This window comes from Streptomyces sp. NPDC002776 (genome assembly GCF_053592195.1).
Genome location: NZ_JBSFVG010000011.1, coordinates 213,305 through 238,817, shown reverse-complemented (window position 1 = coordinate 238,817; position 25,513 = coordinate 213,305). Strand labels below are relative to the sequence as shown.

The following is a 25,513-nucleotide window of genomic DNA, read 5'->3' as shown; positions in this document are numbered from 1 at the left end:
CCGTCGCGGGTGCAGCCGGTTCAGCTCACCGAGTCGAGCAGCCGGGCGGTGTGCATCCGCCCGGCGTACTCGACGAGCCGGATGAGCACCTCCTTGCCCGAGTCGCGGTCCCGGGCGTCACAGAGCACCACAGGGGTGCCGCTGTCGAGGTCGAGGGCCCGCGAGACGTCGCGGGCGCCGTAGGCACGGGCGCCCGTGAAGCAGTTGACGGCCACCACGAACGGGATGTGCCGGTGCTCGAAGTAGTCCACGGCCGGGAAGCAGTCCTCCAGGCGGCGGGTGTCGGCGAGGACCACGGCCCCCAGGGCGCCCTGGGAGAGCTCGTCCCACAGGAACCAGAAGCGGTCCTGGCCGGGCGTGCCGAACAGATAGAGCGAGAGCCCGGACCGGATGGTGATGCGCCCGAAGTCCATGGCCACGGTCGTGGTGACCTTCTGGTCCACGCCATCGGTGTCGTCCACCAACTGTCCGGCCTCGCTGAGCAGTTCCTCGGTGCGCAGCGGCCTGATCTCACTGACCGCGCCGACCAGGGTCGTCTTGCCCACGCCGAAACCGCCGGCGACCAGGATCTTCAGCGCCAGGGCGGCGGTCTCGCCGTCCGGGTCGGCGGAGTGCTCGGAGACCATCGATCACTTCTCTCGGGAGTGCCGGCAACGGGCGACGTCGTCGGGTGCGCACCGCGGCCTGACGGAACGCGCGTGCGCGGTTTCAGTGCGTGTGTGCGAGGTCAGCATGATGACAACTCCAGCCCCTCCGCGAGGGATTCGACCGGTTCTTGCCCTATGCGACCGACTGGCGGTGCTTCCGTGTCCTGAACCGTCATCTACAGCGCCCGCAATCTTTCGATGACTTCCCGCAGAATCCGTTCGTCGGGAAGCTGCGCGGGCGGCACCGGGCGGCTGACGGTGACACGACCCATCTCCAGGAGGTCACCGAGGAGCACGCGGACGACGCCCACCGGAAGGTCGGCGCCCGCGGCGAGTTCCGCGACCGACTGCGTCTCGGGCCGGCACAGGTCGATCAGTGCCCGGTGCTCCGGTCCGAGGGCGGTGTCGTCGTCGACGCGCGGGGCGCTCGCGTCCAGGGTGACGAGCGCGATCAGGTCGAAGCGGACTCCGGTGGGACCGGATCTGGTGCGTCCGCCCGTCATGGCGTACGGGCGGACGAGGGGTCCGGCCTCGTTGTCGTACCACTGGCTGCCCTGCTCGCGCGGGGCGTCCCTGAGGTCTTCGTTCATCGGTACCGACCGCCCTGCCTCAGCCTGCGGCGGGCGGCCGTACGGCGACGCGCGGGGCGGTGCGGAGGTGTTCGCCGACACGTTTCACCAGCCGCGCCATCTCGTAGGCGACGAGGCCGATGTCGGCGGTCACGGCGGTGAGGACGGCGAGGCAGGAGCCGTCGCCCGCGGCGGCCACGAAGAGGAAGCCGTCGTCCATCTCCACCATGGTCTGGCGCACGCCACCGGCTCCGAAGTGCCGGCCCGCGCCCTTGGCGAGACTGTGGAAGCCGGACGCGACCGCCGCCAGGTGTTCGGCGTCCTCGCGGCTGAGGTCGGTCGACGCGCCCACGGCGAGCCCGTCGTTGGAGAGCACCACCGCGTGGCGCACCTCGCTGACGCGCAGCACCATGTCGTCCAGCAGCCAGTCGACTTCGCCGGATCTCCCCCACTCTCGGCTTCGCTCGCGCGGGGGGACCCCCACGCCGTCCCTCATGCCGGGGTCCTGGATCATGCGGGGTCTCCTTCGCTGCTGTCTCTGCGCACTGTGGGATCGGGGGCGCCGCCGCGGCCGGGTCGCCGCCCGTCGCCGCGCGTCCAGCCGTCGCGGTACGCCGCCATGCGGTCCCGTACGAGTTCGGGCGTGCGCCGGTCCTCGTCCTGGGCGGACGGCCGGTCCGGCTCCTCGGTGTGCGGCTCGCGCAGTTGCGGGGCGAGGCTCGCCTGCCGGACGCGGCGCGGGAGGTCGTCGGTGCCGTCGGAGTCGTCCGGTGGGCGGTGCAGTCGCAAGGTGGTGACTCCGGGGGGCGGGGTGACGGTGACGGTCTTCGCGGCGATGGGTGCGGGGGCCACCAGCGCGGGCCGGCCGGCCGGTGCCTCGACCGGCTCCTGGTGCGCGGCGCCGCCGGGCACGCGCGCGTACTCGCGTTCGGCGGGCCTGGGCGCTTCGGCGGCCTTGCGGGGGGAACGTTCCGCCGCGCCGCCGTGCAGCAGCGAGGTGGGCAGCAGGACGACCGCGGTGGTGCCGCCGTAGGGCGAGGTGCGCAGGTGCACCTTGATGCCGTGCCGGGCGGCGAGCCTGCTCACCACGAAGAGACCGAGCCGGTCGCTGTCGAACAGGTCGAGCGCCTCGGACTGTTCGATGCGGCGGTTGGCCTCGGCGAGGGTCTCCTTGCCCATGCCGAGCCCGCGGTCCTCGACCTCGACCGCGTAGCCGTTGCCCACGGGTTCGCCGGTGATGCGCACGCGCGTGTGGGGCGGCGAGAACTGAGCGGCGTTCTCCACGAGTTCCGCCAGCAGGTGGGTGAGGTCGGCGACGGCCGCGCCGACGACGGCCGTCTCGGGCAGCTGTCGTACCTCCACGCGCGCGTAGTCCTCGACCTCGGAAACGGCCGCGCGCACGACGTTCGTCAGGGAGACCGGCATCCGCCAGGCACGGCCGGGTGCCGCGCCGGACAGGATGATCAGGCTCTCCGCGTGTCGGCGCATACGGGTGGTGAGGTGGTCGAGCCGGAACAGGTCGCTCAGTTCGTTCGGGTCGTCGGAGCGGCGCTCCATGCTGTCCAGCAGGCTGAGTTGCCGGTGGACCAGGACCTGGCTGCGGCGGGCGAGATTGACGAAGACCCCGGAGATGCCGCTGGCCAGTTCGGCTCGCTCGACGGCGGCGCGCAGGGCGGCGCGGTGGACGGTGCCCAGGGCCTCGGCGACCTGTCCGCTCTCGTCCTCGGCGGGCGGCCCCGGCGGGACCTCGGCCCGGACGTCGATCTCCTCTCCGGCGCGCAGTCTCCGCATGGCTTCGGGCAGTTTGCGGCGGGCGATCTCCAGGGCGCTGTTGCGCAGGCTCACCAGCTCCACGACCAGGCCGCGGCCGATGCGTACCGAGATCACCAGCGAGGCTGCGACGGCGGCGAGGCCGAACAGCACGGCGGCACCGGCCGGGGTGAGCAGTCCCCGGGTGAACGGGTCGGCCCGCTCGGCGACTCCGCGTCCCGCGTCGGCCTCGATGGTCCGCATCTCGCCCTGCACGCGCGCGAGTGCCCGGTCCCAGGCGGCCTGCGGGGCGATGTGGATCGCGCGGGTGCCCGGTGCGGCGGCGAGGACCGCGTCCTCCGCGGCGCCCACGGCGGCATAGTCACCGCCGGAGGCGAGCTTGTGCCAGGCGGTGCGCTCGGGGCCGCGCAGGTCGGCGACGGCGGCCTCGGTGAGGGTACGACGGGTCTCGACCGCGCCGGCGAACAGCCGCAGTCGGTCTCCGTCGAGCTTCCCCGCCAGGCGGGCGCCGACCAGTACGGCGTCCTCCTGGGCCAGCGCCTCCCCCGCGCGGGAGAATTCGAGCAGTACGCGCGCGTCGGAGCCGAGCTCGGCGTCCTGGATGCCGGTGAGGGCGCCGCCCACGGAGAAGGCCGCCGCGATCGTCTCGGTGTACCGCTGGTAGGTCTGCTCCCAGCCTGCCCTGCGGTCGAGCACCGCGGTCCGCAGCGAGCCGAGCCGTTCGGCGCCGGTGACGAACTCCTCCAGCCGCTGGGCCACTCCGGCGGGCAGTTCCTCGGCGTCGGCGACGGTGCTGCTGTCGCCGAGGCGCAGCTCGGCCACGGCCACGTCGGTGCGTTCGGTGAGCTTGCGGTAGTCGCCGGCCTGCACCGCGGCGGGGTCGGTGGCGAGCCGTACCGCACTCGCGCGCTCGGTCTGGAGAGCGGCGACGGCGGCCGCGACGGGGGTGCGGATCTCGGCGTCGACGCGCTGGACCTGCCGTAGTCCGGAGACGTCCTGCGCGGTGGTGACCGTGGCGTGCGCCCACAGGGCCAGCAGAGAGACCACGGGCACCATCAGCAGGCAGACGATCTTGGCCCGGACGGTGCGCGGCCGGATCCGCCATCCCCCTCCGCGCGTGGGCGTGTCCTCGGGCAGCGCGCCCGCCTGCTCGTCGGGGCTTTCGTCGGCGGGCGGTCCCGCGTGGGCGCGGCGGCCGCGCACAGGCGGTGCCGACGGCGTCTCGGCGCCGGGTGCGGTGGTCCTACGGGGTGTACGCATGGCCTCCTCGCTCGGAAGTAGTTCGTGCCGGTGGCTAGCGGGCGGCGCTCTCGACCGGCCGCTGGGCGGAGGCGGAGGCCGCGCGCTCTCCCGTCGTCGGGGAGAGGGCGACGAAGGCCGAGGTCAGGAAGAGATAGGACCCGAGGCCGACGGCGAGGGGGAAGATGAACTGCATCGCCGTGGCCCCGGGCAGGACGTCCCCGGCGGGGGTGACCCGCACGCTCACCGCGAACATCCCGGTGTAGTGCATGCTGCTCACCGCCGCGCCCATGATCAGGGAGGCGACGGTGACGGCGACGGTCGACTTGATGTTGAGCGCCGCCCACAGCGCCGCCGTCGCGGCGACCACGGCGATCAGCACCGAGAGCCCGACGAGGACGGGGTCGTAGCTCACCTCGCCGTGCAGGCGCACGGCCGCCATGCCCAGGTAGTGCATGCTGGCCACACCGAGTCCCGTGGTGAGGCCGCCCAGGAACAGCGCGCGCGTGCGGTCGCGGCCGTAGCCGACGGCGAAGACGCCGGCGCACACAACGGCCATGGCGACGAGCAGGCTGGCGACGGTCAGCGGCACGTCGTAGCGGATGTCGGTGCCGCTGACGCTGAACCCCAGCATGGCCACGAAGTGCATGGTCCAGATGCCGGTGCCGATGGCCGAGGCGGCGGTGACGAGCCAGTTGCGGCGCGAGCGGCCGGTGGCGCCGAGGGCGCGGACGGTGCAGCGCAGACCCAGCGCGGCGCCGATGCAGGCCATGGCGTACGACAGCGCGGGGGTCAGCCACCCCAGGGCGGCGTGGTCCAGGTGTCCCATGGCTCAGGGACGCTAGTCGGGGCAGGGGCGCACAAAGAGGGCGCATTTCGAAAGCTGTTGGAATATGACACGGCTTTCGCCCAGAACGATCGACTGCCGCTCGAACATGTGCGCCGCTGCGTCATCTCTGGAGGGGAGGAGGTCACTCCCTCCGGTGAGGGATCATGCGGAACATGAGCGACGACCACACACGTGTCCAGGAGTTCTTCACCGCCCGCGCCGCCGAGTGGGACGCCAGGTTCCCCGACGACGGCCCCGCGTACGACGCCGCGGTCGCCGACCTCGGTCTGCGCGAGGGCGACCGCGTCCTCGACGCGGGCTGCGGCACCGGACGGGCCCTGCCGCCACTGCGTACGGCCGTGGGGCCCTCGGGAGTGGTCCTCGGCGCCGATCTGACTCCGGCCATGCTGGAGGCCGCCGTACGGGCAGGACGGCACCGGGACGGGCAGCTGCTGCTCACCGACGTGTCCGCGCTCCCGCTTCGCTCGGAGTCGCTCGACGCCGTGTTCGGGGCAGGGCTCGTCGCGCATCTGCCCCATCCGGCGCGGAACCTGCGGGAGTTGGCCCGTGTGGTGCGCCCGGGCGGCACCCTGGCCCTGTTCCACCCGATCGGCAGGGCGGCCCTCGCGGCCCGTCAGGGGCGGCAGATCACCCCGGACGACCTGCGGGCGGAGGCCAACCTCCGGCCGCTGCTCGCCGGTTCCGGGTGGCGCATGACGTCGTACGTCGATGTGGACGCACGCTTCCTGGCACTCGCCGTACGGGAAGGCTGAGCGCTCAGCTGCTTCCAGGGCCCGGGCTGACGGCGTAGCGCGGCCCGGCGGGGTACCCGGTGCCCTTGGCCGCGCCGTCCCCCTTCTGCCGGCGGAACTTCAACCCTACGTTGAACAGCAGGAGAGGGACGATCAGCCAGGGCAACCCCGTAGGGGGAAGGTGGTCAGCATGTTCGGCAAGGTCCGGCAGTCCTGGGACAGAGTTCTGGACGCATGGCGCACGGAGTCCGCCGGCGATCACGAAGGGCGTACGCACAACCTGTTCGAAGCCGCCGCGGCCTACGTCTCGGCCTGCGCGGAGGACGACCAGGAGCGCATCGACGAGACCGCGGGATGGGTGTCGCCGGAGGCGCTGTCGTTCGGGGTGAACGAGCTGGCGTGCCGGGCCGTCATCGCCCTCGCGCGGGAACGCGACGAGTCCCCCCGGACCGTCGCGCGGGACCTCCTCGGCCTTCCGGCGGCCTGAACCGCGCCGCGATCTCAGGTCGATTTCACCCCGTCCAGGCGGAAAACTGCAGCTCCGGGTGGGTCGGCACGTCGTGACAAGGGCCTTCCGCTCGCATTAGGGTGCGCGCCGATGGACGAACCAATGGGGAGGCTGGGATGGCCGGGACGGACGAGGACGCCGTCGCCGCCGAGGACGACGCGCTCTATGTGCTGACGGCGGTGCTGCTGACGCCTGCGAAGTTCCCGAGCGTGCTGGGCGACGACTATCCGGAGGCCTGCGCGGCTCTCGGCCTCGCGCCCCTCGCCGACGGGTACGGGCTGGTGCTCGGCCAGGACGGCGACGGTGCCCGGTGGACGGTCGTCATCGACGACGTCTCGCTGGTCGCGGTCGCCATCGCGTCCTGGGACTGCGGCATGGAGTACGACCTGTCGCCCGACGAGCGCACGGTCGTCGCCGCCCTGCCCGGCTGGCCCCTGGCGGTCGCCGTCGCGGCCCCCAACGTGCCCGCGCCGCACGACCCCGACCCCGACGAAGCCGACGGTCCGCCCCTGGCACCGCCGGACACCTCCACCTGGGGCCCGGCCCAGCGCCGGCTGGGTGCCGATGAGATCGCCCTCCAGTGGGCGCTGTGGCGCGAGCAGCTCGACGACACCGACTTCCCGGCTCCCGGGAGCGGCTCCGAGGCCGCCGAGGGCCAAGAGGCGGCCCAGGAGGCCGCTGAGGCCGCCTCGGAGGAGACCGCGGGCGAGTCCCCGAATGCGTCTTCGGGCGGCGGCGAGCCGAAGCCCAAGGGACACAGCGGCATCCGCCGGGTCCTCGCCGAGGCCCGCGCCTACGTGGACACCCCGCCGCCCCTCGGACGGGTCCGGTCCGCCTTCGCCTCGGGCGACGCCCGCACCCTGCGCGCCGACGGTCCCGGCTGGTCGCTCGTGGCCAGGACCGACGACATCGCCTTCGTGCTCCTGGACGACGAGCCCGGCGAAGTCCTGCCGGTGGGCCGCGGCCCGGAACTGCCGGGTCTGCTGGAGGCCCTCGACAAGATGGCGGTACGCCCCAGCTGACGCCGTCGACCTCGAGCGCATGCCATCGCCGGCAGCGCCGGAGACAGACGGCCCGTAGCCCAGGAGACACAGGGACAGGCGGCCCCGCGGCCAGGAAGACACGGGGATACCGGATCGCGGCGAGCACTGCGGCACGCGCGCATGCGCTACGGAATGACGCCCGCCGACATGACACCCGCCGGCACGTCGTCCGCACCCATGCGACGGCACCGTTCCATGTGGCCCCAACCCATGGATGAGGGGACCGAAGAACCACACCATGGGGCAGCTCCGACGCCGCCCCTGGCGTCAACTCCCGTCCCTGGAGGTCGCCATGCGCCTGTCCCGAGGTGTTCCCGTCGTCGCCGTCACCCTGATCGCGGCCGCGCTCATCGGGCCGACGTCCGCCGGGGCGGCAACGGTCGGCGAGGACCATTGCGGCCGCCAGGAGCGGGTGCGGATCCCCGGCGCGGCCTTCCAGCAGAGCGCCTGTCTTCCGGACCTGACCACCACGGGCCTCGCCGGGACCGCGTACACCGACCTGGCGGACCAGGCGGGGCTGACGGCCGCCGGCACCCGGGTGCCGTCCGGGGTGCCGGGGATCCAGATCGACGGCTACTTCCCGGACTCCTCGCGCTTCAACGCCACGCACGGCTGGAAGCACGACGCGCAGTTCGTCCTCCGGCTGCCGGACCGCTGGAACGGCGGCCTGGTCGTCACGGGCGCGCCCGGCACGCGTCGGCAGTACGCCACGGACAAGGCGATCTCGGACCAGGTGCTTGCCCAGGGCTACGCGTACGCGGCGACCGACAAGGGCAACAACGGTTCCGACTTCTACCGCGACGGCACCCGGCCCGGTGATGCGGTGGCCGAGTGGAACACCCGGACCACGCAACTCACCCGCGCCGCCCGGAAGGCCGTGGCCCAGCGTTACGGGCATCTCCCGCGCCGCACGTTCATCACCGGCATCTCCAACGGCGGCTACCTCACCCGCTGGCAGCTGGAGAACCACCCCGAGCTGTACGACGGAGGCGTGGACTGGGAGGGGGCACTGTGGACCGCGGACGGCCCCAACCTGCTCACCTCGCTCCCCACCGCCGTGGCCCGCATGTCGGGTGCCGCACGGGACGAGGATCTGTACGCGGTGGGCTTCGCGCGCGGCTCCGAGTTCCTGTGGCCGTACCACGAGAGGGCCTACTGGGGTGTCACCCAGAAGATCTACCGGGCGGAGTTCGACCCAACGTACGCCCCGGGCTGCCCCGGCCCCTCCGCCGGCACGACCGCGGAACAGATCCTCGCGCCCTGCGCCGAGGACGCGACCTACGACTACGCCTCCCGTCCCGCCTCCGTCCATCGCGCGGTGGCCCGGGTGGCGCTGACCGGACGGATCGGCAGACCGCTGATCACGCTGCACGGCGATCTGGACGCGCTGCTGCCGAAGGCGGCCGACTCCGACGTGTACGCGCGCATGGTCGGCGCAGCCGGTCAGGGCTCGATGCACCGCTACTACACGATCGAGGGCGGCACGCACGTGGACGGGCTGTACGACACCTATCCGGACCGGCTGCGACCGATCCTGCCCTGCTACCGCTCGGCGTTCGACGCCCTGGTCTCCTGGGTGGACCGGGGAGACCAGCCGCCCGCGGACGGAACTGTCGACAGGCCCGCGAGCGGCGACGTGATCAACTCCTGCGCCCTGTCGGATCCGGCCGAGCGCTAGCCGGCGGGCCTGGCCGGCGGATCATGCCGGCCAGGCCCTCATGTCTCAGCGGCCGAGCTCCTTGCGGGAGGAGCGGCGCAACCTGCGCCGCTGTGAGGGGTCGAGTGCGAGGTACGCGGCGGCCGGGACGCCCAGAATGATCAGGAGCGCTGCCCACCAGGGCAGCCAGATGAGCAGAAAGATCCCGACCGCCGCACCTCCTGCGGCGATCTTGTGGTTCCTCGTCATGTGTGTCGCCTCCTCCGCGGCGCACTGCCGCTCTCTGCTCTGAAAACGGGCCCGCGCTTCCCGCGGTTCCGCACCACGACCCCGAGACGTCCCTGAGGTGCTCCCCCTACTGGTCCACCTCCTGACCCACCCTCCCATGGCAGTGACGCGGAACACAGCCCTGGCATGCCGGCTCCCGCCGACCGGTGCTGTACCCTCGGCGGCCGACCTGGTAGTCAAGTTTGAGGAACTCACCATCGCTGTCCAGACAGTCCCCCCGGCTCCTCCCTCCGAGATCTTCGAACTGGCCCACTGTTCCGCCGTGTTCGTCCCCGGCGATCCGGCACGCACCGGCAGGGTCGCCTTCTGGTGCCCCGACGGCGAAACACTTCCCCGCACCGAAGCGGCGGCGGCCGAGGACCTGATGGTCGTCGTGCCCGGCGCCGACGGTGTCGAGCTCACCACCGTCCCCGCCGTGCTGCTGCCCCTGCGCGCGGCCCTGCCCGTCCTGATCCGCGCGCGTGCCACCGCGCAGGCCCACCGAGGTCCCGCGTTCTGGGGCGCGGCGGCCGTCCTGGCGCTGCATCTCGCGGCGCGGGGACTGCTGTTGCCCGGTCTGTCGCCCGACGACCACGACGCCTGGCGCATCGGCCCGTTGAGCACCGCGGACCTGGATCACATCCGCCGGCTAGCAGCGGCGATGCCGCCCGAGGCGCACGCCGTACCGCTGACGACCACCGCGGCCCTGCGGCTGCCCGACCCCGAACGGCTGCTGCGCTCCTTCCTGGACGCCGTCGCGGACACCGTGCCCCGCACGCCCGCGGCCCCTCTCGTGACCGGCGGCCCCGCCTATGCCGCACCGGAACCCCAGCACCTGCCCGGGTACCGCGCGTGGGCGGCCGATGTGGCCGCGGGCCACGACGCCGGCGTACGCCTGTCCCTGCGCGTCGAGGTTCCAGGACTGGCCGCCCTGGCCGAGGAGGCCGCGGCGCCCGCCTTCCGTGCGGTGCTCCAGGTGCACGGCGTGAGCGATCCGGCGCTCGTCGCGGACGCCGCCCAGGTGTGGGCCGGAACCTCCGCCTTCGGCTCCCGCGCGCGCATGGACGCCCTGCTGGCCCTGCGCGGCGCGGCACGCGCGTGGCCGCCCCTCGCGCCCCTGCTCTCGGCCACCGTGCCGGACGCCGTGGAACTGGCCGACGAGGAGGTCACCGACCTGCTCTCCACCGGTGCCCGGTCCCTGGCCGCCGCGGGCGTCGAGGTGCACTGGCCCAAGGAGCTGGCCCATGAGCTCACCGCCCGCGCGGTGGTGGGACCGCCCGACGACGAGACGGGTGCCGCCAGGCTCGACTCCGACACGCCGTCCTTCCTGTCCGCCGACGCCCTGCTCGCCTTCGACTGGCGGTTCGCGCTGGGCGACCAGCGGCTCAGCCGCGCGGATCTGGACCGCCTGGCCGAGGCCAACCGGCCGCTCGTGCGGTTGCGCGACCAGTGGGTCCTGGTCGATCCCGAGGAGGTGCGCCGGGCGCGTGAGCAGCGGGACCGCAAGGTGACGCCCGTCGACGCCCTGAGCGCCGCTCTGACGGGCTCGACCGAGGTCGACGGTCGCCGGGTCGAGGTGCAGCCCACGGGGTGGCTGGCGGCCCTGCGCGAGCGGCTCGCCGACCCCGAGGGGCAGGAACCGGTCCCGCAGCCCGCCGCGCTCGCGGCCACCCTGCGCGACTACCAGCGGCGGGGCCTGAACTGGCTGGCCCGGACGACCTCCTCGGGCCTGGGCTGCTGCCTGGCCGACGACATGGGTCTCGGCAAGACCATCACGCTGATCGCGCTGCATCTGCACCGGCAGACGGATGACGCGTCGGCCGGTCCCACCCTGGTGGTGTGCCCGACCTCGCTGATGGGCAACTGGCAGCGCGAGATCGAGAAGTTCGCGCCCGGAACACCCGTGCGCCGCTTCCACGGGGCCCGGCGCGATCTCGACGCTCTCGCCGACGGCGAGTTCGTGCTCACCACGTACGGCACGATGCGCCTGGACACGCCCCGGCTCGCCGAGGTGCCCTGGGGCCTGGTCGTGGCCGACGAGGCCCAGCATGTGAAGAACCCCTACTCGGCCACTGCGCGGGCGCTGCGGTCCATCGGCGCACGCGCGCGCGTGGCGCTCACCGGAACCCCGGTCGAGAACAATCTGTCGGAGCTGTGGGCGATCCTCGACTGGACGACCCCGGGACTGCTCGGCCGGCTCGGCACGTTCCGCACCCGGTACGCGCAGTCCGTCGAGAGCGGTCAGGACCCGGCCGCCGCCGAGCGGCTCGCCCGGCTGGTCCGGCCGTTCCTGCTGCGCCGCCGCAAGTCGGACCCCGGGATCGCGCCGGAATTGCCACCGAAGACCGAGACCGACCGCGCGGTGTCGCTCACCAAGGAGCAGGCGGGGCTGTACGAGGCGGTGGTACGCGAGACGCTCGTGGAGATCGCCGCGGCCGACAGCATGGCGCGGCGCGGGCTGATCGTGAAGCTGCTGACGGGCCTGAAGCAGATCTGCAACCACCCGGCGCAGTACCTCAAGGAGGAGCGGCCGGAAATCGCCGGGCGCTCCGGGAAGCTGGAGCTACTGGACGAGTTGCTCGACACGATCCTCTCCGAGGGGGCGGGCGTTCTGGTCTTCACCCAGTACGTGCGCATGGGGCGCCTCATCGAACAGCATCTGGCGGCCCGCGGGGTGCCCTCTCAGTTCCTGCACGGCGGGACGCCGATCACCGAGCGCGAGGAGCAGGTGCGCCGGTTCCAGGAGGGGGAAGTCCCGGTCTTCCTGCTGTCGTTGAAGGCGGCCGGCACGGGCCTGAACCTCACCCGGGCCGAGCACGTCGTGCACTACGACCGCTGGTGGAACCCGGCGGTGGAGGCGCAGGCCACCGACCGCGCGTACCGCATCGGTCAGACGCGGCCCGTGCAGGTGCACCGGCTGATCGCCGAGGGGACGATCGAGGACCGGATCGCGGAGATGCTGATCCGCAAGAAGGAGCTCGCCGACGCCGTGCTGGGCGCCGGTGAAGCGGCGTTGACGGAGCTCTCGGACGCGGAGCTGGCCGATCTGGTGGAACTGCGAGGGGGCGCACGATGAATCGCTACGACCGTGACGAGCACAAGCACACCGAGCGCACGTTCGCGGCGCTGCCGCCCGCGCAGGGGACCGGCTTCGCGCGGACGTGGTGGGGACGGGCCTGGCTGAAGGCGCTGGAGGACGCGGCGCTGGATTCCCAGCAGCTCAAGGCGGGCCGCAGGCTCGCCCGCGCGGGAAGCGTGGGCGCGGTGTCGGTGCGCCCGGGGCGCATCACGGCCGTCGTCCAGGACCGCGACCGCACACAGCACCGGGCGGACGTCCTGCTGGAGGAGCTGTCCGGCGAACAGTGGGACCGGTTCCTGGACATGACCGTCGAGCGGGCCGGGCATGTCGCGGCCCTGCTGGACCGCGACATGCCGCCGCACCTGGTCGAGGACGCGGCGGCCACCGGAGTCGACCTGCTGCCCGGAATGGGCGACCTGGAGCCCGAGTGCGACTGCGAAGCCTGGGACCACTGCGCGCACACAGCGGCCCTGTGCTACCAAATGGCCCGGCTGCTGGACCAGGATCCGTTCGTGCTGCTGCTGATGCGGGGACGGGGCGAGCGCGCCTTGTTGGACGACATCCAGGCCCGCAGCACCGCCCTCATCGAGGAGGCGCCGGAAACGGACGGCGTGGACGCGGCGGAGGCGTTCGCGGCCGGGGACATCCTGCCACCGCTGCCGGAGCTGCCCCGGCTCCCCGAGCACCCGGGCGTACCGCCGTCCCTGGACACCGAGACACCGCCGCCGTCCGATCTCGACCCCGCCGCCCTGGAGTACCTCGCCGCCCGCGCCGCCGCGCAGGCGCACCTCCTGCTCGCCGACGCGCTGCGCGGAGCGGCGGAGCACACTGCCCTGACACCGGCGGCTCAGGACGCGGTCCGGCTCGCCGCCGGCACGTCCGTGCAGGCCGTACGGGAGCGCCTGGCCCGTGGTTCGGGGCGCTCCCGGGAGCAGTTGGAGCTGGCCGTACGGGCGTGGGAGTTCGGCGGGGCCGCCGCGCTGGACGTACTGGAGGACGAGTGGGCCGTGGAGGGTGAAACGCTCGTACGCGCGCGTGCGGCACTGGAGTCGGCCTGGGACGAGGACGAACGGCCGGCGCTGCGGGCGAAGGGCAACCGGTGGACGGCCGCCGGTGCCGCCGGGCAGGTCCGGCTGGGACGGGACGGCCGCTGGTGGCCGTACCGGAAGGAGCGGGGCCGCTGGGTGCCCGCGGGCGGCCCGTCCCAGGACCCGGCAACGGCGCTGGCCTCGACGGCGGCCGAGTCCGAAGCCGAGGAGTGACTACGTCGGGCTGCCGCGCGGCATCTGACCAGATGGCCTGCACGCGTGCGTGACGGTTCGCCTCCGCCCCGCACACGGTCGTCGCCCTACGGCAGCTCGGCCTCGTCGAGCTCCGGCAGCAGCGACTCGATCGCACTGGGCAGGTCACTGGGAAGCCCGCTGGGCAACTCGCTGGGGAAGCCCGACGGCAGCTCGCTCGGCAGTCTGCTGGGCAGTTCCGTGGGAAGGCTGAAGGACGGCCTCGGTGACGGGCTCCGGGTGCTCTCCCCGGACGGCTTCTCCTCCGGCGAGTCGTCGCTCCCCGAGGCCAGCAGCACCACCAGGGCGACGGCCACGCCCGCCACGATCACCACGAGCAGGGCGAGCAGCGGACCGCGTCGCCTTCCTGGGCCTCCGCCGGGCGGCGGTTCGTCGTACGGAGGCCCGAAGCCGCCCGTGGGCGGTCCGGAGCCGTCGGAGGGCGGGCCGAAGCCACCGCCCGGCGAACCGGGCGGCTGGGGCGGTACGGGCGGGATGGCCATACCGCCCAGCGTCACCTCTCGGCGGTGATCACGCGAGCCCGTCGCGAAAGTTGGTACCGGCCCATGCGGTGGACGGGACGATTCCGGTGCATTCCCCGCCGCGACCGGCGCGCGCCTCGCCATGACCGGTGCGCGCCTCGCCGCAATACGTGCCGTACCGGCGCCGCGCGCTCACCCGAAGGCAGCGCGCGGCACGCGCGCGTACTCGTTCAGCCACGCGCTCCCAGCAGGTGGTCCATCGCCAGCTGGTCGAGCTGCTCGAAGGCCATTCCGCGCGTGGCGGCCGCCTCCACGTCGAAGTCCTCGAACGCGCCGCGGTCGGCGAGCAGGGACTGCAGGCCGTCGGCCGCGGTGGGCTGCGCCAGCTCGTCCAGACGCGCGGCCCGCAGCGCCTCCTGGACCTCCGGGTCCGCGCGGAAGGCCGCCGCGCGCTCCTTGAGGATCAGGTAGTTGCGCATGCAGCCCGCGGCCGACGCCCACACGCCGTCCAGGTCCTCGGTCCGCGGCGGCTTGAAGTCGAAGTGGCGCGGCCCGGCGTAGCCGGCGCTCTCCAGCAGGTCGACGAGCCAGAAGGCGGCGCGCAGGTCACCGGCGCCGAACCGCAGATCCTGGTCGTACTTGATGCCGGACTGGCCGTTGAGGTCGATGTGGAAGAGCTTGCCCGCCCACAGGGCCTGCGCGATGCCGTGCGGGAAGTTCAGCCCGGCCATCTGCTCGTGGCCGACCTCGGGGTTGACGCCGTACAGCTCGGGGCGTTCCAGGCGCTCGATGAACGCCAGCGCGTGGCCGACGGTGGGCAGCAGGATGTCGCCGCGCGGCTCGTTCGGCTTGGGCTCGATCGCGAACTTCAGGTCGTAGCCCTGGGAGGTCACGTACTCGCCGAGGAGGTCGAAGGCCTCCTTCATCCGGTCCAGGGCCACGCGTACGTCCTTGGCGGCGCCGGACTCGGCGCCCTCCCGGCCGCCCCAGGCGACGTAGGTCTTCGCGCCCAGCTCGACGGCCAGGTCGACGTTGCGGATCGTCTTGCGCAGGGCGTAACGGCGCACGTCGCGGTCGTTGGCGGTGAACGCGCCGTCCTTGAAGACGGGGTGCGTGAACAGGTTGGTGGTGGCCATCGGCACGGTCATGCCGGTGGCGTCCAGGGCCTGCCGGAAGCGCTTGATGTGCGCCTCCCGCTCGGTGTCCGAGGATCCGAAGGGGATCAGGTCGTCGTCGTGGAAGGTGACCCCGTGGGCACCGAGTTCGGCCAGGCGCTGCACCGTCTCGACCGGGTCGAGGGCGCGGCGCGTGGCGTCGCCGAAGGGGTCCCGTCCCTGCCAGCCGACGGTCCACAGGCCGAAGGTGAACCTGTCCTCGGGGGTGGGCTGGTAGTTCATGCCGCGGCTCCTTGCCTGCTGCGAGTTGCTTGCTGCCGACTATTTCGTCATGGCGATTTACAAATTAGTATGCCGAGGCATCCCTGGGAAGAGAACAGTTGTCCTCAGGGATGATCACGCGCCGCACACAGGGCCCGGGCCGCAGCCGCCCACGGGACCCGAGCCGCACAGGAGGAGAGCCCGATGTCAGCAGCCGAAGGACCGCTCGTCGTCGGCGTGGACACGTCCACCCAGTCCACCAAGGCCCTTGTCGTCGACGCGGCCACCGGGCGGGTCGTCGCGAGCGGACAGGCCCCGCACACGGTGTCCGCCGGGGCGGGCCGCGAGTCCGACCCCCGCCAGTGGTGGGACGCCCTGTGCGAGGCCCTGCGCCAATGCGGCGACGCCGCGCACGAGGCCGCCGCGGTGTCGGTCGGCGGCCAGCAGCACGGCCTGGTCACCCTGGACGCCCGGGGTGAACCGGTGCGCCCGGCGATGCTCTGGAACGACGTCCGCTCGGCGCCGCAGGCGCGCCGGCTCATCGAGGAGCTGGGTGGCCCGAAAGCCTGGGCCAAGCGCACCGGCAGCGTGCCCGGCGCGTCCTTCACGGTGACGAAGTGGGCGTGGCTGGCCGAGCACGAGCCGGAGGCCGTCCGCGCGACGAAGGCGGTACGGCTCCCCCACGACTACCTCACCGAGCGCCTCACCGGGGAGGGCACCACCGACCGCGGCGACGCCTCCGGCACGGGCTGGTGGGCGGCCGGCACGGAGGCGTACGACGAGGAGACCCTCGCGCATGTGGGCCTCGACCCGGCGCTGCTCCCCCGCGTGGTCCGGCCCGGCGAGGTGGCGGGCACCGTGCGCACCCACCACGACCTGCCGTTCTCCAAGGGCACCCTGGTCGCTCCCGGCACCGGTGACAACGCCGCCGCCGCACTCGGCCTCGGCCTGCGCCCCGGCGCCCCGGTGCTCAGTCTCGGCACGTCCGGCACGGTGTACGCCGTGTCCCGGCGCCGCCCGGCCGACCCCACCGGCACGGTCGCGGGCTTCGCCGACGCCCACGGCGACTGGCTGCCGCTGGCCTGCACCCTGAACTGCACCCTCGCCGTCGACCGGGTGGCCACGCTGCTCGGCCTGGACCGCGAGGCGGTGGAACCGGCCGGGGACGTGACGCTCCTGCCGTTCCTGGACGGCGAACGCACCCCGAACCTGCCGAACGCCTCGGGCCTGCTGTTCGGCCTGCGCCACGACACCACGGCGGGCCAGCTCCTCCAGGCCGCCTACGACGGCGCCGTCCACTCCTTGCTGGGCGCGCTGGACCTGGTCCTCGACGCCGACGCGGACCGCTCGGCCCCGCTGCTGCTGATCGGCGGCGGCGCGCGCGGCAGGGCCTGGCAGCAGACCGTGCGCCGATTGTCGGGGCGTCCCGTGCGGGTGCCCGAGGCCAAGGAACTGGTGGCGCTCGGCGCCGCCGCCCAGGCGGCCGGCCTGCTGACCGGCGAGGATCCGGCCGCGGTCGCCCGGCGCTGGAACACGGCCGCGGGTCCCGTGCTGGAGGCCGTGGAGCGGGACGAGGCGGCCCTGGCGAGGATCGCCGGGGTACTCTCCGACGCGGCCCCGCTGCTGGAGCGGGGCACCCAGGCCCAGTGACCGCACGCACACCGATCGAGGACTGACGGAGGCATGACCGCACCGCTTCCCGGACGGGCGCTGCCCGACACGCAGCAGGGCATGCGCCGCCGCAATCTGGCCCGGGTGATGCACACCGTCAGCGCGGAGGGGCCCCTGTCCCGTGCCGCCGTGGCCTCCCGGATCGGTCTGACGCGGGCGGCGGTGTCGACCCTCGTGGACGAGCTGATCCGCGCCGGGCTGATCGAGGAACTCGGCCCGGAGCGCCCCGGCCGGGTGGGCCGGCCCGGCTCGGCGCTCGCCGTCAGCGCACACGGCCCGGCCGGCATCGGCGCCGAGATCGGCGTCGACCACCTCGCGGTGTGCGCGGTCGACCTGCGCGGCGCGGTACGGGCCAGGGCGGTGCGGCACGGCGCGAACCGGGGGCGTTCCCCCGAACCGGTGATCCGGGAGCTGACCGAGCTGGTGCGGGCGGTCGTGGCGGAGACCGGGCGCGAAGGGCTGTGGCCGGCCGGGCTCGCGGTGGCGGTGCCCGGTCTGGTGGCCCGCGACGGTCGTACGGTCGTCCGGGCGCCGAACCTCGAATGGCACGACGTCGACCTCGGGGCGCTGCTGCCCGAGGAGTTCGCGCTCACCGTGGACAACGAGGCGAACTTCGGCGCGCTCGCCGAACTCTGGCTCGGCGAGGGCACTCCGCGGGACTTCCTGCACGTGTCCGCGGAGATCGGCATCGGTGCGGCCGTGGTCGTGGACGGGCAACTGCTGCGCGGAACACGCGGTTTCGCGGGCGAGCTGGGGCATGTTCCGGTCCGCCCGGAAGGACATCCGTGCCCGTGCGGGGGGCGCGGCTGTCTGGAGCAGTACGCCGGTGAGGAGGCGGTGCTGCGGGCGGCGGGGCTGGAACCGGGCCAGGACCGCGTCGGACTGCTCGCGGGACGGGCTGCCGAGGGGGACAAGGACGTACGGGGCGCGCTGCACGACGCGGGCGAGGCGCTCGGCGTCGCGCTGACCGGGGCGGTCAACCTGCTGGATCCCGAGAGCGTGGTGCTCGGCGGCGCGCTGGCCGGGCTCGCGCCCTGGCTGCTGCCCTCGCTGGAGGCCGAGCTGGACGGGCGCACAGCGGGCGCGGCCTGTCCGGTGTCCGTGTCGCGGCTCGGGCCCGAGGGGCCGCTGCTGGGCGCCGCGCACTGGGTGGTGCGCGGGGTGCTGGACGATCCGGCCGCGGTGGGCGAACGAGCCTGACCCCAGGCCGACTTCACTCGGTCGAGTGAGCGAGTTGTCCACAGGGCGACCGCTGTCCACGGAAATGCACCGGGCCCTCCGGCCCGGCCCCTGCGCGCCGTACCGTGAACCACGCGAGGGCGCTCCCGGCCCCTCTCCCCGTGACCTGCGGCAGAACGGAGCTGTGCGGCGATGAGCGACCCCCGGATCCTGACCGTCCGACCCGAGCCCCACGCATACGCCTGGACGTTCGGCGGCGCCCCACCCATCGCCCGCATCGCGCCGGGCACCGTGCTGGACCTGTTCACGGAGGACTGCTTCGGCGGGCGGGTGCGGTCGGAGAAGGACCTGGTCTCCGAGGTCTGCGAGTTCCCCTTCCTCAACCCGCAGACCGGCCCCTTCCACATCGAGGGCGCCGAGCCCGGCGACACCGTCGCCGTGCACTTCGTCTCCATCGAACCCGCCCGGGATTGGGCCGCCTCCACCACCGTCCCGTTGTTCGGCGCCCTCACCTCGACCCCCACCACGGCCACGCTTCAGCCGCCGCTGCCGGAGACCGTCTGGATCTGGCAGTTGGACAGAACCCGGCGTACTGCCCTATTCCGCGCGCACGACAGCGACTTCGAGGCCGAGCTGCCGATCGATCCGATGCACGGCACGGTGGGGGTGGCTCCGGCCAATCTGGAGGTCCGCTCGGCGCTGGTGCCGGACGCGCACGGCGGGAACATGGACACGCCCGAGATGCGGGCCGGCGTCACCTGCTATCTCGGGGTGAACGTCGAGGGAGCGCTGCTCAGCCTGGGCGACGGACACGCCCGCCAGGGCGAGGGTGAGACCTGCGGGGTCGCCGTCGAGTGCGCGATGAACACCGTGGTGATCGTCGAGCTGCTCAAGGGGATCGCCACCCCTTGGCCGCGCATCGAGTCGGACACGCACATCATCTCGACCGGATCGGCGCGTCCCTTGGAGGACGCGTTCCGGATATCCCAGCTCGACCTGGTGCGGTGGCTGGTGCGCGACTACGGCTTCAGCGAGTTGGACGCGTACCAGTTCGCAACCCAGGCCGTGGAGTCTCCGTTGGCCAATGTGTGCGACACCAACTACACGTGCGTGGCCAAGCTCCGCAAGGAGTGGCTGCCCCCGCGCGAGACCCACCGCGGACTCCACACGCGCCTGCGCGAGACCGCGTCCGCGCTCCGGCACTGACCCGGCACCCGCTTCCGCCCCCGCCCCGCTTCTCCCGACTCCCCCGAGCCCGCCCACCCGAGCCCGCCCACCCACTCGACCCGCCCACCCGATCGAGAGGCACGACCCCGTATGGACCGGGTACAACCACTGACCGACAGACGCACACTGCTCAAGGGCGCCGCCCTCACCGCCGTGACCTACGGGCTGCTCCCCGGGCCGCAGGCCGGCGCGCAGATTCCCGCCCCCGACCAGCCGACCGCCGAGTGGCGGCCGACGAGCACCGCCAACTTCACCGCTGCCCGCAGACCCCTGGACCACCGAGTCGACCTGGTCGTCGTCCATGTCACCCAGACCGACTACCTCGGCACCCTCGCCGTCTTCGGGAACCGGAAGAAGAAGGTGTCCGCGCACTACGTCGTCCGTTCCGCCGACGGACATGTGGCGCAGTGCGTCCGGGAGTCGGACATCGCCTGGCACGCGGGGAACTGGGACTACAACACCCGCAGCATCGGCATCGAACACGAGGGCTGGGTGGACCGGCCCGCCTACTTCACCGACGCCCTGTACGAGCGGTCGGCCGCACTGACCGCGGCGATCTGCGCCCGGCACGGCATCCCGAGGGACAGGAGGCACATCATCGGCCATCACGAGGTTCCTGGCACCGACCACACCGATCCCGGACCGCACTGGGACTGGAAGCGTTACATCGGACTCGTCGAGGCGGCCTGACCGACGCTTCCGGCCAGTCGTTCGGGTGACGCCGGTCGAAAAGGTTGTCCGCACGCGTACGCGGAGTGACGATGTCCCCAGCCGCATCGCCGTCCGTGGAGGCCGAGTTGATCGATCCGTGGGTGGCCCTGGAGCCGGGGACCGACCCTGCCGAGCGCGCCCGGATGCTGCGCCGCGCACATGAGACGTTCACCGCGGCGGGCACCGTGCCGAAGCCGGTGCGTGCCGTGGTGGCCGACTCGTGGCGGCGTTCCGCGAGAGCGGGCGTCGGGCCGGACGGCACGGCACGCGTGGAACTCGCCGACGGTGCCCTCGGCGCCTACCGGGCGGAGCATCCGCTGGCCCGGGTGATGCCGCTGATCCGTGAGTTGATGGGTACCTTCGCGGCAGACGGCGAGCATCTGCTCGCGGTGTGCGACGCGCACGGCAGGCTGCTGTGGGTCGAGGGGCATGCCACGACCCGGCGGCAGGCGGGCCGGATGAACTTCGTCCCCGGTGCCCGCTGGTCGGAGACGGCGGTCGGGACGAACGCTCCGGGCACCGCGGTCGCCGTCGACCGGCCGGTGCAGGTGTTCGCGGCGGAGCACTTCATCCGGCGGGTGCAGCCCTGGACGTGCGCGGCGGCGCCGGTGCACGATCCGCGCACCGGGCGGGTGCTCGGGGCGGTGGACATCACCGGCGGGGACGGGCTGGCCCATCCGCACAGCCTGGGCTTCGTGCAGGCGGTAGCGCGGGCGGCCGAGTCCCAGCTGGCGCTGCTCACCCCGCCGGGCCCGGCCGAGGACGCGCACGAGTTGTCCGCGCTCGGCCGGGACGAGGCCCTGCTGCTCGCCGACGGCCGCAAGGTCAGGCTCAGCCGCCGGCACAGCGAGATCCTGGTGCTGCTCGCCCGGCATCCGGAGGGGCTGACCGGCGACGAGCTGTTGTGCGCGCTGTACGAGGACGAGTCGGTGACGCCCGTGACGCTGCGGGCCGAACTCGCCCGGCTGCGGCGGCTGCTCGGCCCGGGTCTGCTGGCCTCCCGGCCGTACCGGCTCACCGTGCCGGTCGAGTCGGACCTCGGCGTCGTGGAGCGGCGGCTGGCGGCGGGGGCGGTCAGTGCGGCGGCGACGGCGTACACCGGTCCGCTGCTGCCCGCCTCGCAGGCGCCGGCGGTGGCCCGCATCAGGCGCCGGCTCGCCGACGGACTGCGGACGGCGTTGATCGCCCGCCGGGACCCGGACCTGCTGGCGGACTGGGCGCACGCGCCCTGGGGCGAGGACGACCTCGACGTGTGGCGTGCCCTGGCCGCCGTACGCCCGACCGCGACGGTCCATTCCCGGCTCGCCGCCCTGGAGTCGGAGCTGGCGGCGCCCCCGGGCAGGATGCCGCGCTGATGCGGGAACCACCGCGCACGGCCCTGGCCCCTCGGCTGATGCGAGGACCACCCCACACGCCCCCGGCCCTCGGCTGATGCGAGGACCACCCCACACGCCCCCGGCCCCGCAGCCGATACGAGACCCACCCCACAGCCCCGGCCCCGCGGCCCATACGAGGCCCCCCCCGCGCCCCCCGCGCCGCCCCGGCCCGCGCAACGTCCATGCAACCTCCCGCTGCCTAGCCTCGCGCCGAGAGCTGCCCAACGGCGGGCAGCGCTGTGCAGGGAGGCAGGCCGGCATGACCCGTTACGCGGCACCCGGGACCGAGGGCGCGATCGTCTCCTACCAGGCGCGCTACGACCACTTCATCGGCGGCGAGTACGTGCCGCCGGCTCGGGGGCAGTACTTCGAGAACCCCTCCCCGGTGAACGGGCAGCCGTTCACCGAGATCGCGCGCGGCACCGCGGACGACGTGGAGCGCGCCCTGGACGCGGCGCACGCGGCAGCCCCGGCCTGGGGCCGTACGTCGGTGACCGAACGGTCCGGCATCCTGCTGAAGATCGCCGACCGGATGGAGGCGAACCTGGAGCGGCTGGCGGTCGCCGAGAGCTGGGAGAACGGCAAGCCGGTGCGCGAGACGCTGGCGGCCGACATCCCCCTCACCATCGACCACTTCCGCTACTTCGCCGGGGCGATCCGCGCCCAGGAGGGCTCGCTCGGCGAGATCGACGACGACACGGTGGCGTACCACTTCCACGAGCCGCTCGGGGTCGTCGCGCAGATCATCCCGTGGAACTTCCCGATCCTGATGGCGACCTGGAAGCTGGCCCCGGCGCTGGCGGCGGGCAACGCGGTCGTGCTCAAGCCGGCCGAGCAGACCCCGGCCTCCATCCACTACTGGCTGAGCCTGATCGCCGATCTGCTGCCGCCGGGCGTCGTCAATGTGGTCAACGGCTTCGGCGTGGAGGCGGGCAAGCCGCTGGCGTCCAGCCCGCGGGTGGCGAAGGTGGCGTTCACCGGTGAGACCACGACGGGCCGGCTGATCATGCAGTACGCCTCGGAGAACATCACCCCGGTCACCCTCGAACTCGGCGGCAAGTCCCCGAACATCTTCTTCGAGGACGTCTGGCGGGCCGACGACGACTTCCGCGACAAGGCCCTCGAGGGCTTCACGATGTTCGCGCTCAACCAGGGCGAGGTGTGCACCTGTCCGTCGCGGGCGCTCGTCCAGCGCGGCCACTACGGCGAGTTCATGGAGGCGGCGGTCGCCCGCACCGAGCTGATCAGGACCGGCCATCCGCTCGACACCGACACGATGATCGGCGCCCAGGCCTCCAACGACCAGTTGGAGAAGATCCTCTCCTACCTCGACATCGGCCGGCAGGAGGGCGCCCGGGTCCTCACCGGCGGCGAGCGCGTCGAGCACGACGGCGAACTCAAGGGCGGCTACTACGTCCAGCCGACGATCTTCGAGGGCAACAACCGGATGCGGATCTTCCAGGAGGAGATCTTCGGCCCCGTCGTCTCGGTGACGTCCTTCGACGACTTCGACGACGCCATCAAGATCGCCAACGACACCTTGTACGGCCTCGGCGCCGGCGTGTGGACCCGCGACGCCAACACGGCGTACCGCGCGGGCCGCGCGATCCAGGCGGGCCGCGTCTGGACCAACTGCTACCACGCCTACCCTGCCCACGCGGCCTTCGGCGGCTACAAGGGCTCGGGCATCGGCCGCGAGACGCACAAGATGATGCTGGAGCACTACCAGCAGACGAAGAACCTCCTGTGTTCCTACAGCCCGAAGAAGCTGGGGTTCTTCTAGAGTCCGAGCGGCACAGTTTTCCCTCAACCCGTCAGCAGACGAGAAGAATTCGCACGGCTCAGCCAACGCACGGCGTCCGTTCCGCCTCATCCCCTTCAGCGGGGAGAACCGCACGGGACGAAAGGACGCGATGTGCGTACGAAGAACGCTGTACGGGCGCTGCTGGCCCTCACCGCGACGGGAGCGGTGCTGACGCCCCCCGCGGCGTACGCGGAGGAGCCGCTGCGGGTGGACCTGAGGGCGGATACCGACCGTGACGGACGGGTCGACCTCACCGGTGGCACGGACACCGCCGGTGAGGACACCTGGTCCGCGGGGCGAGGGGCGGTCTTCCTGCCCAACATCGACGACGACAGCAAGCGGTGCCCGACCACCGGTCCGGGCGGCCGGCCGCTCTCCGACGCCAAGCTGGCCGCCTGCAACGACGCCTCCGACAAGAAGGTCAACGGCCGTGCCGACGCCGCCGACCTCGCCCGGGTGCGCTCGGTGCCGATGCGCGGTCTGCCGTCCGACGCCAAGGGCAGCGTCAAGGTCACCGTGGGAGCGGCGCAGACCAGAGTCTTCCTCCTGCGCAACGGCGCCTGGGAACTTGTCACTTCGTCGACCCGGCTGACCCGGGCCGAGCTGCGCTCCGGCGTCGAGTTCGGGGTCGAGGGCAAGGACGTGATCCGGGACAGCGCGAAGTGGGACGGACGCGTCGCGATCCGGCTGAAGGTCACCTCCGCGTCCGGCACCGCCTCGGACACCGTCACCCTGCGCGCCGCCCCGCTGCTCACCCACCATGCTCGCCAGAACACCCAGCAGCTGATGGTCACCAAGGTCCGCGGCAACGACCCCTGGGCCAAGCGCCAGCGCGCGTTCGTGACGAAGCTGGACAAGGAGGCCCGGCGGGCGGGTGTCACCAAGCCGCTGGTGACCTTCGAGAAGTACGGCGACATCTGGGCCCAGGACTTCGTCGAGCCGGCCTACCTCAACATGACCGGCCCGGACGGACGGCAGCGGACGATGCGCGTGATGCTGCGCTCCGCCCAGGACCGCGAGGCGGGCCGCGAGCTCTACGAGAAGCTGCGCGGCCCGAACGTCGGTGTCGTACAGGCCAAGGGCCAGGACATGCAGGGGTGGGAGACCCTGAACTCCTACGGCAACCTGGAGACCATCCCGCCCTACGCGCTGGGCGGCCGCTCGTTCCCGGCCGGGCGGATCATCATGGGTGAGCGCAAGGACGGCAGTGGCATCCGCCCCTCGAAGGAGATACGCACGCTGCTGAAGTCCCAGGGGCTGCAGGATCCGCTCCTGCTGGACACCTCGTGGCTGCATGTGGGGCACGTGGACGAGTTCGTGCAGTTCCTGCCCGCCGACACGCCGCGCGGCTGGCGGATCGGTGTCGCCGACCCGGAGGGCGGACTGCAACTCCTGCGCGACGCGCAGCGCGACGGCCACGGCGCGAAGAAGATGTTCTCCGTTCCCGGCTTCGACGAACTGCTGCCCCCCGCGGAGACCATCGACGAGGCCCTCGCCTCGCGGCACCTCGTGTCCGACAACGAGATGGCGGCCGGGAAGATCGCGGCCAACCTGGAGATCCTCAAGCGGGAGACGGGCGTCACCGACGAGGAGATCGTGCGCGTGCCGGCCCTCTACACCCGGGGCATCGTGGGGGACAGCGCCGAGACGCGCGTCCCGCTGCTCCGGCGCCTCGGCGGCGGCACCCCGGAGGCCGCGCGGAAGTACGGCCAGCAGAAGCTCGCCGCGGACACGGCTGCCGCCGCACCGGCTCCCACCGTCATGACCAGCGCGTACGTCCCGGGTGCCGTCAACGGCATCCTGCTCTCCCGCGACCGCTACCTCGCCCCGCGCCAGTGGGGTCCCGTCGTCGGGGGCAAGGACATCTTCACCGAGGCCGTCACGGCCGCGTACACCCGCGCGGGCCTGAAGGTCTCGTACGTCGACGACTGGTACACGTACCACCTCGGCATGGGTGAGATCCACTGCGGCACCAACACCCTGCGCGACGCGTCCGGCCTGTGGTGGAAGCCGTAGCCGGGGGCCGCGTACGAGGGGCGCCCGGGAT

At 72.9% G+C, this 25,513-nt stretch carries 21 protein-coding genes; 13 read left to right on the top strand and 8 right to left on the bottom strand.

The window, feature by feature from the left end; translation table 11 throughout:
• Positions 1-20: 20 nt before the first annotated feature.
• The 5 genes from ACWD11_RS23275 to ACWD11_RS23255 form a co-directional block, all read right to left on the bottom strand.
• On the bottom strand, positions 21-626 hold the full coding sequence (locus ACWD11_RS23275) for a GTP-binding protein (protein ID WP_389417666.1): 606 nt from the start codon (positions 624-626) through the stop codon (positions 21-23).
• A gap of 197 nt (positions 627-823) precedes the next feature.
• Entirely contained in the window at positions 824-1,237 is a 414-nt protein-coding gene (locus ACWD11_RS23270) for a DUF742 domain-containing protein (protein WP_451285195.1), read from the bottom strand.
• A gap of 19 nt (positions 1,238-1,256) precedes the next feature.
• Entirely contained in the window at positions 1,257-1,730 is a 474-nt protein-coding gene (locus ACWD11_RS23265; RefSeq protein WP_451285193.1) for a roadblock/LC7 domain-containing protein, read from the bottom strand.
• Positions 1,727-4,246 (bottom strand): nitrate- and nitrite sensing domain-containing protein, encoded by a 2,520-nt coding sequence (locus tag ACWD11_RS23260; RefSeq protein WP_451285191.1) that lies wholly within the window; start codon positions 4,244-4,246, stop codon positions 1,727-1,729. The genes ACWD11_RS23265 and ACWD11_RS23260 overlap by 4 nt, the downstream gene beginning before the upstream one ends.
• Positions 4,247-4,280: 34 nt before the next feature.
• Positions 4,281-5,054: an MHYT domain-containing protein gene (locus ACWD11_RS23255; RefSeq protein WP_389417662.1), complete on the bottom strand. Its 774-nt coding sequence runs from the start codon at positions 5,052-5,054 to the stop codon at positions 4,281-4,283.
• Positions 5,055-5,227: 173 nt separating this feature from the next.
• Between ACWD11_RS23255 and ACWD11_RS23250 the strand changes: the two genes are divergently transcribed.
• From ACWD11_RS23250 to ACWD11_RS23235, 4 genes are all read left to right on the top strand, one after another.
• The gene (locus ACWD11_RS23250) at positions 5,228-5,827 is read left to right on the top strand and encodes a class I SAM-dependent methyltransferase (RefSeq protein WP_451285189.1); all 600 of its coding nucleotides are present in this window, start codon (positions 5,228-5,230) and stop codon (positions 5,825-5,827) included.
• Between the two features lie 169 nt (positions 5,828-5,996).
• Positions 5,997-6,293: a hypothetical protein gene (locus ACWD11_RS23245; protein ID WP_389417660.1), complete on the top strand. Its 297-nt coding sequence runs from the start codon at positions 5,997-5,999 to the stop codon at positions 6,291-6,293.
• Between the two features lie 137 nt (positions 6,294-6,430).
• Complete coding sequence (locus tag ACWD11_RS23240) at positions 6,431-7,336, top strand: hypothetical protein (RefSeq protein ID WP_451285187.1); 906 nt, start codon at positions 6,431-6,433, stop codon at positions 7,334-7,336.
• 313 nt (positions 7,337-7,649) lie between these two features.
• Positions 7,650-9,035, top strand: a complete 1,386-nt coding sequence (locus ACWD11_RS23235; RefSeq protein WP_451285248.1) for a tannase/feruloyl esterase family alpha/beta hydrolase — start codon at positions 7,650-7,652, stop codon at positions 9,033-9,035.
• 45 nt (positions 9,036-9,080) lie between these two features.
• Here the strand turns inward: ACWD11_RS23235 and ACWD11_RS23230 are convergent, their stop codons facing one another.
• Positions 9,081-9,263, bottom strand: a complete 183-nt coding sequence (locus tag ACWD11_RS23230; protein WP_389417658.1) for a hypothetical protein — start codon at positions 9,261-9,263, stop codon at positions 9,081-9,083.
• Positions 9,264-9,399: 136 nt separating this feature from the next.
• Between ACWD11_RS23230 and ACWD11_RS23225 the strand changes: the two genes are divergently transcribed.
• Both ACWD11_RS23225 and ACWD11_RS23220 read left to right on the top strand, forming a co-directional pair.
• Complete coding sequence (locus tag ACWD11_RS23225) at positions 9,400-12,357, top strand: SNF2-related protein (protein WP_451285185.1); 2,958 nt, start codon at positions 9,400-9,402, stop codon at positions 12,355-12,357.
• On the top strand, positions 12,354-13,622 hold the full coding sequence (locus tag ACWD11_RS23220; RefSeq protein ID WP_451285183.1) for an SWIM zinc finger family protein: 1,269 nt from the start codon (positions 12,354-12,356) through the stop codon (positions 13,620-13,622). The genes ACWD11_RS23225 and ACWD11_RS23220 overlap by 4 nt, the downstream gene beginning before the upstream one ends.
• 86 nt (positions 13,623-13,708) lie before the next feature.
• Here the strand turns inward: ACWD11_RS23220 and ACWD11_RS23215 are convergent, their stop codons facing one another.
• Together ACWD11_RS23215 and xylA are read right to left on the bottom strand one after the other, a co-directional pair.
• On the bottom strand, positions 13,709-14,143 hold the full coding sequence (locus tag ACWD11_RS23215; protein ID WP_389417655.1) for a hypothetical protein: 435 nt from the start codon (positions 14,141-14,143) through the stop codon (positions 13,709-13,711).
• 209 nt (positions 14,144-14,352) lie between these two features.
• Positions 14,353-15,519, bottom strand: a complete 1,167-nt coding sequence (xylA, locus tag ACWD11_RS23210) for a xylose isomerase (protein WP_389417654.1) — start codon at positions 15,517-15,519, stop codon at positions 14,353-14,355.
• Positions 15,520-15,702: 183 nt separating this feature from the next.
• Between xylA and xylB the strand changes: the two genes are divergently transcribed.
• The 7 genes from xylB to ACWD11_RS23175 all read left to right on the top strand — a co-directional run bounded on the left by xylB (position 15,703) and on the right by ACWD11_RS23175 (position 25,482).
• The gene (gene xylB, locus ACWD11_RS23205; protein ID WP_451285181.1) at positions 15,703-17,148 is read left to right on the top strand and encodes a xylulokinase; all 1,446 of its coding nucleotides are present in this window, start codon (positions 15,703-15,705) and stop codon (positions 17,146-17,148) included.
• Between the two features lie 33 nt (positions 17,149-17,181).
• Positions 17,182-18,369, top strand: a complete 1,188-nt coding sequence (locus ACWD11_RS23200) for an ROK family protein (RefSeq protein WP_451285179.1) — start codon at positions 17,182-17,184, stop codon at positions 18,367-18,369.
• Positions 18,370-18,540: 171 nt separating this feature from the next.
• Positions 18,541-19,554: an acetamidase/formamidase family protein gene (locus tag ACWD11_RS23195; protein ID WP_451285177.1), complete on the top strand. Its 1,014-nt coding sequence runs from the start codon at positions 18,541-18,543 to the stop codon at positions 19,552-19,554.
• A gap of 111 nt (positions 19,555-19,665) precedes the next feature.
• Positions 19,666-20,265, top strand: a complete 600-nt coding sequence (locus ACWD11_RS23190) for an N-acetylmuramoyl-L-alanine amidase (protein ID WP_451285175.1) — start codon at positions 19,666-19,668, stop codon at positions 20,263-20,265.
• Positions 20,266-20,336: 71 nt separating this feature from the next.
• The gene (locus ACWD11_RS23185; RefSeq protein WP_389417650.1) at positions 20,337-21,641 is read left to right on the top strand and encodes a GAF domain-containing protein; all 1,305 of its coding nucleotides are present in this window, start codon (positions 20,337-20,339) and stop codon (positions 21,639-21,641) included.
• A gap of 280 nt (positions 21,642-21,921) precedes the next feature.
• Entirely contained in the window at positions 21,922-23,445 is a 1,524-nt protein-coding gene (gene adh / locus ACWD11_RS23180) for an aldehyde dehydrogenase (protein ID WP_451285173.1), read from the top strand.
• Between the two features lie 132 nt (positions 23,446-23,577).
• Positions 23,578-25,482, top strand: a complete 1,905-nt coding sequence (locus ACWD11_RS23175) for a protein-arginine deiminase domain-containing protein (RefSeq protein ID WP_389417648.1) — start codon at positions 23,578-23,580, stop codon at positions 25,480-25,482.
• Positions 25,483-25,513 lie beyond the last annotated feature (31 nt).

Coding starts and splice junctions, on each gene's coding strand:
- ACWD11_RS23275 (WP_389417666.1), bottom strand. CDS start 626: ATGGTCTCCGAGCACTCCGCCGACCCGGACGGCGAGACCGCCGCCCTG.
- ACWD11_RS23270 (WP_451285195.1), bottom strand. CDS start 1,237: ATGAACGAAGACCTCAGGGACGCCCCGCGCGAGCAGGGCAGCCAGTGG.
- ACWD11_RS23265 (WP_451285193.1), bottom strand. CDS start 1,730: ATGATCCAGGACCCCGGCATGAGGGACGGCGTGGGGGTCCCCCCGCGC.
- ACWD11_RS23260 (WP_451285191.1), bottom strand. CDS start 4,246: ATGCGTACACCCCGTAGGACCACCGCACCCGGCGCCGAGACGCCGTCG.
- ACWD11_RS23255 (WP_389417662.1), bottom strand. CDS start 5,054: ATGGGACACCTGGACCACGCCGCCCTGGGGTGGCTGACCCCCGCGCTG.
- ACWD11_RS23250 (WP_451285189.1), top strand. CDS start 5,228: ATGAGCGACGACCACACACGTGTCCAGGAGTTCTTCACCGCCCGCGCC.
- ACWD11_RS23245 (WP_389417660.1), top strand. CDS start 5,997: ATGTTCGGCAAGGTCCGGCAGTCCTGGGACAGAGTTCTGGACGCATGG.
- ACWD11_RS23240 (WP_451285187.1), top strand. CDS start 6,431: ATGGCCGGGACGGACGAGGACGCCGTCGCCGCCGAGGACGACGCGCTC.
- ACWD11_RS23235 (WP_451285248.1), top strand. CDS start 7,650: ATGCGCCTGTCCCGAGGTGTTCCCGTCGTCGCCGTCACCCTGATCGCG.
- ACWD11_RS23230 (WP_389417658.1), bottom strand. CDS start 9,263: ATGACGAGGAACCACAAGATCGCCGCAGGAGGTGCGGCGGTCGGGATC.
- ACWD11_RS23225 (WP_451285185.1), top strand. CDS start 9,400: ATGGCAGTGACGCGGAACACAGCCCTGGCATGCCGGCTCCCGCCGACC.
- ACWD11_RS23220 (WP_451285183.1), top strand. CDS start 12,354: ATGAATCGCTACGACCGTGACGAGCACAAGCACACCGAGCGCACGTTC.
- ACWD11_RS23215 (WP_389417655.1), bottom strand. CDS start 14,143: ATGGCCATCCCGCCCGTACCGCCCCAGCCGCCCGGTTCGCCGGGCGGT.
- xylA (WP_389417654.1), bottom strand. CDS start 15,519: ATGAACTACCAGCCCACCCCCGAGGACAGGTTCACCTTCGGCCTGTGG.
- xylB (WP_451285181.1), top strand. CDS start 15,703: ATGTCAGCAGCCGAAGGACCGCTCGTCGTCGGCGTGGACACGTCCACC.
- ACWD11_RS23200 (WP_451285179.1), top strand. CDS start 17,182: ATGACCGCACCGCTTCCCGGACGGGCGCTGCCCGACACGCAGCAGGGC.
- ACWD11_RS23195 (WP_451285177.1), top strand. CDS start 18,541: ATGAGCGACCCCCGGATCCTGACCGTCCGACCCGAGCCCCACGCATAC.
- ACWD11_RS23190 (WP_451285175.1), top strand. CDS start 19,666: ATGGACCGGGTACAACCACTGACCGACAGACGCACACTGCTCAAGGGC.
- ACWD11_RS23185 (WP_389417650.1), top strand. CDS start 20,337: ATGTCCCCAGCCGCATCGCCGTCCGTGGAGGCCGAGTTGATCGATCCG.
- adh (WP_451285173.1), top strand. CDS start 21,922: ATGACCCGTTACGCGGCACCCGGGACCGAGGGCGCGATCGTCTCCTAC.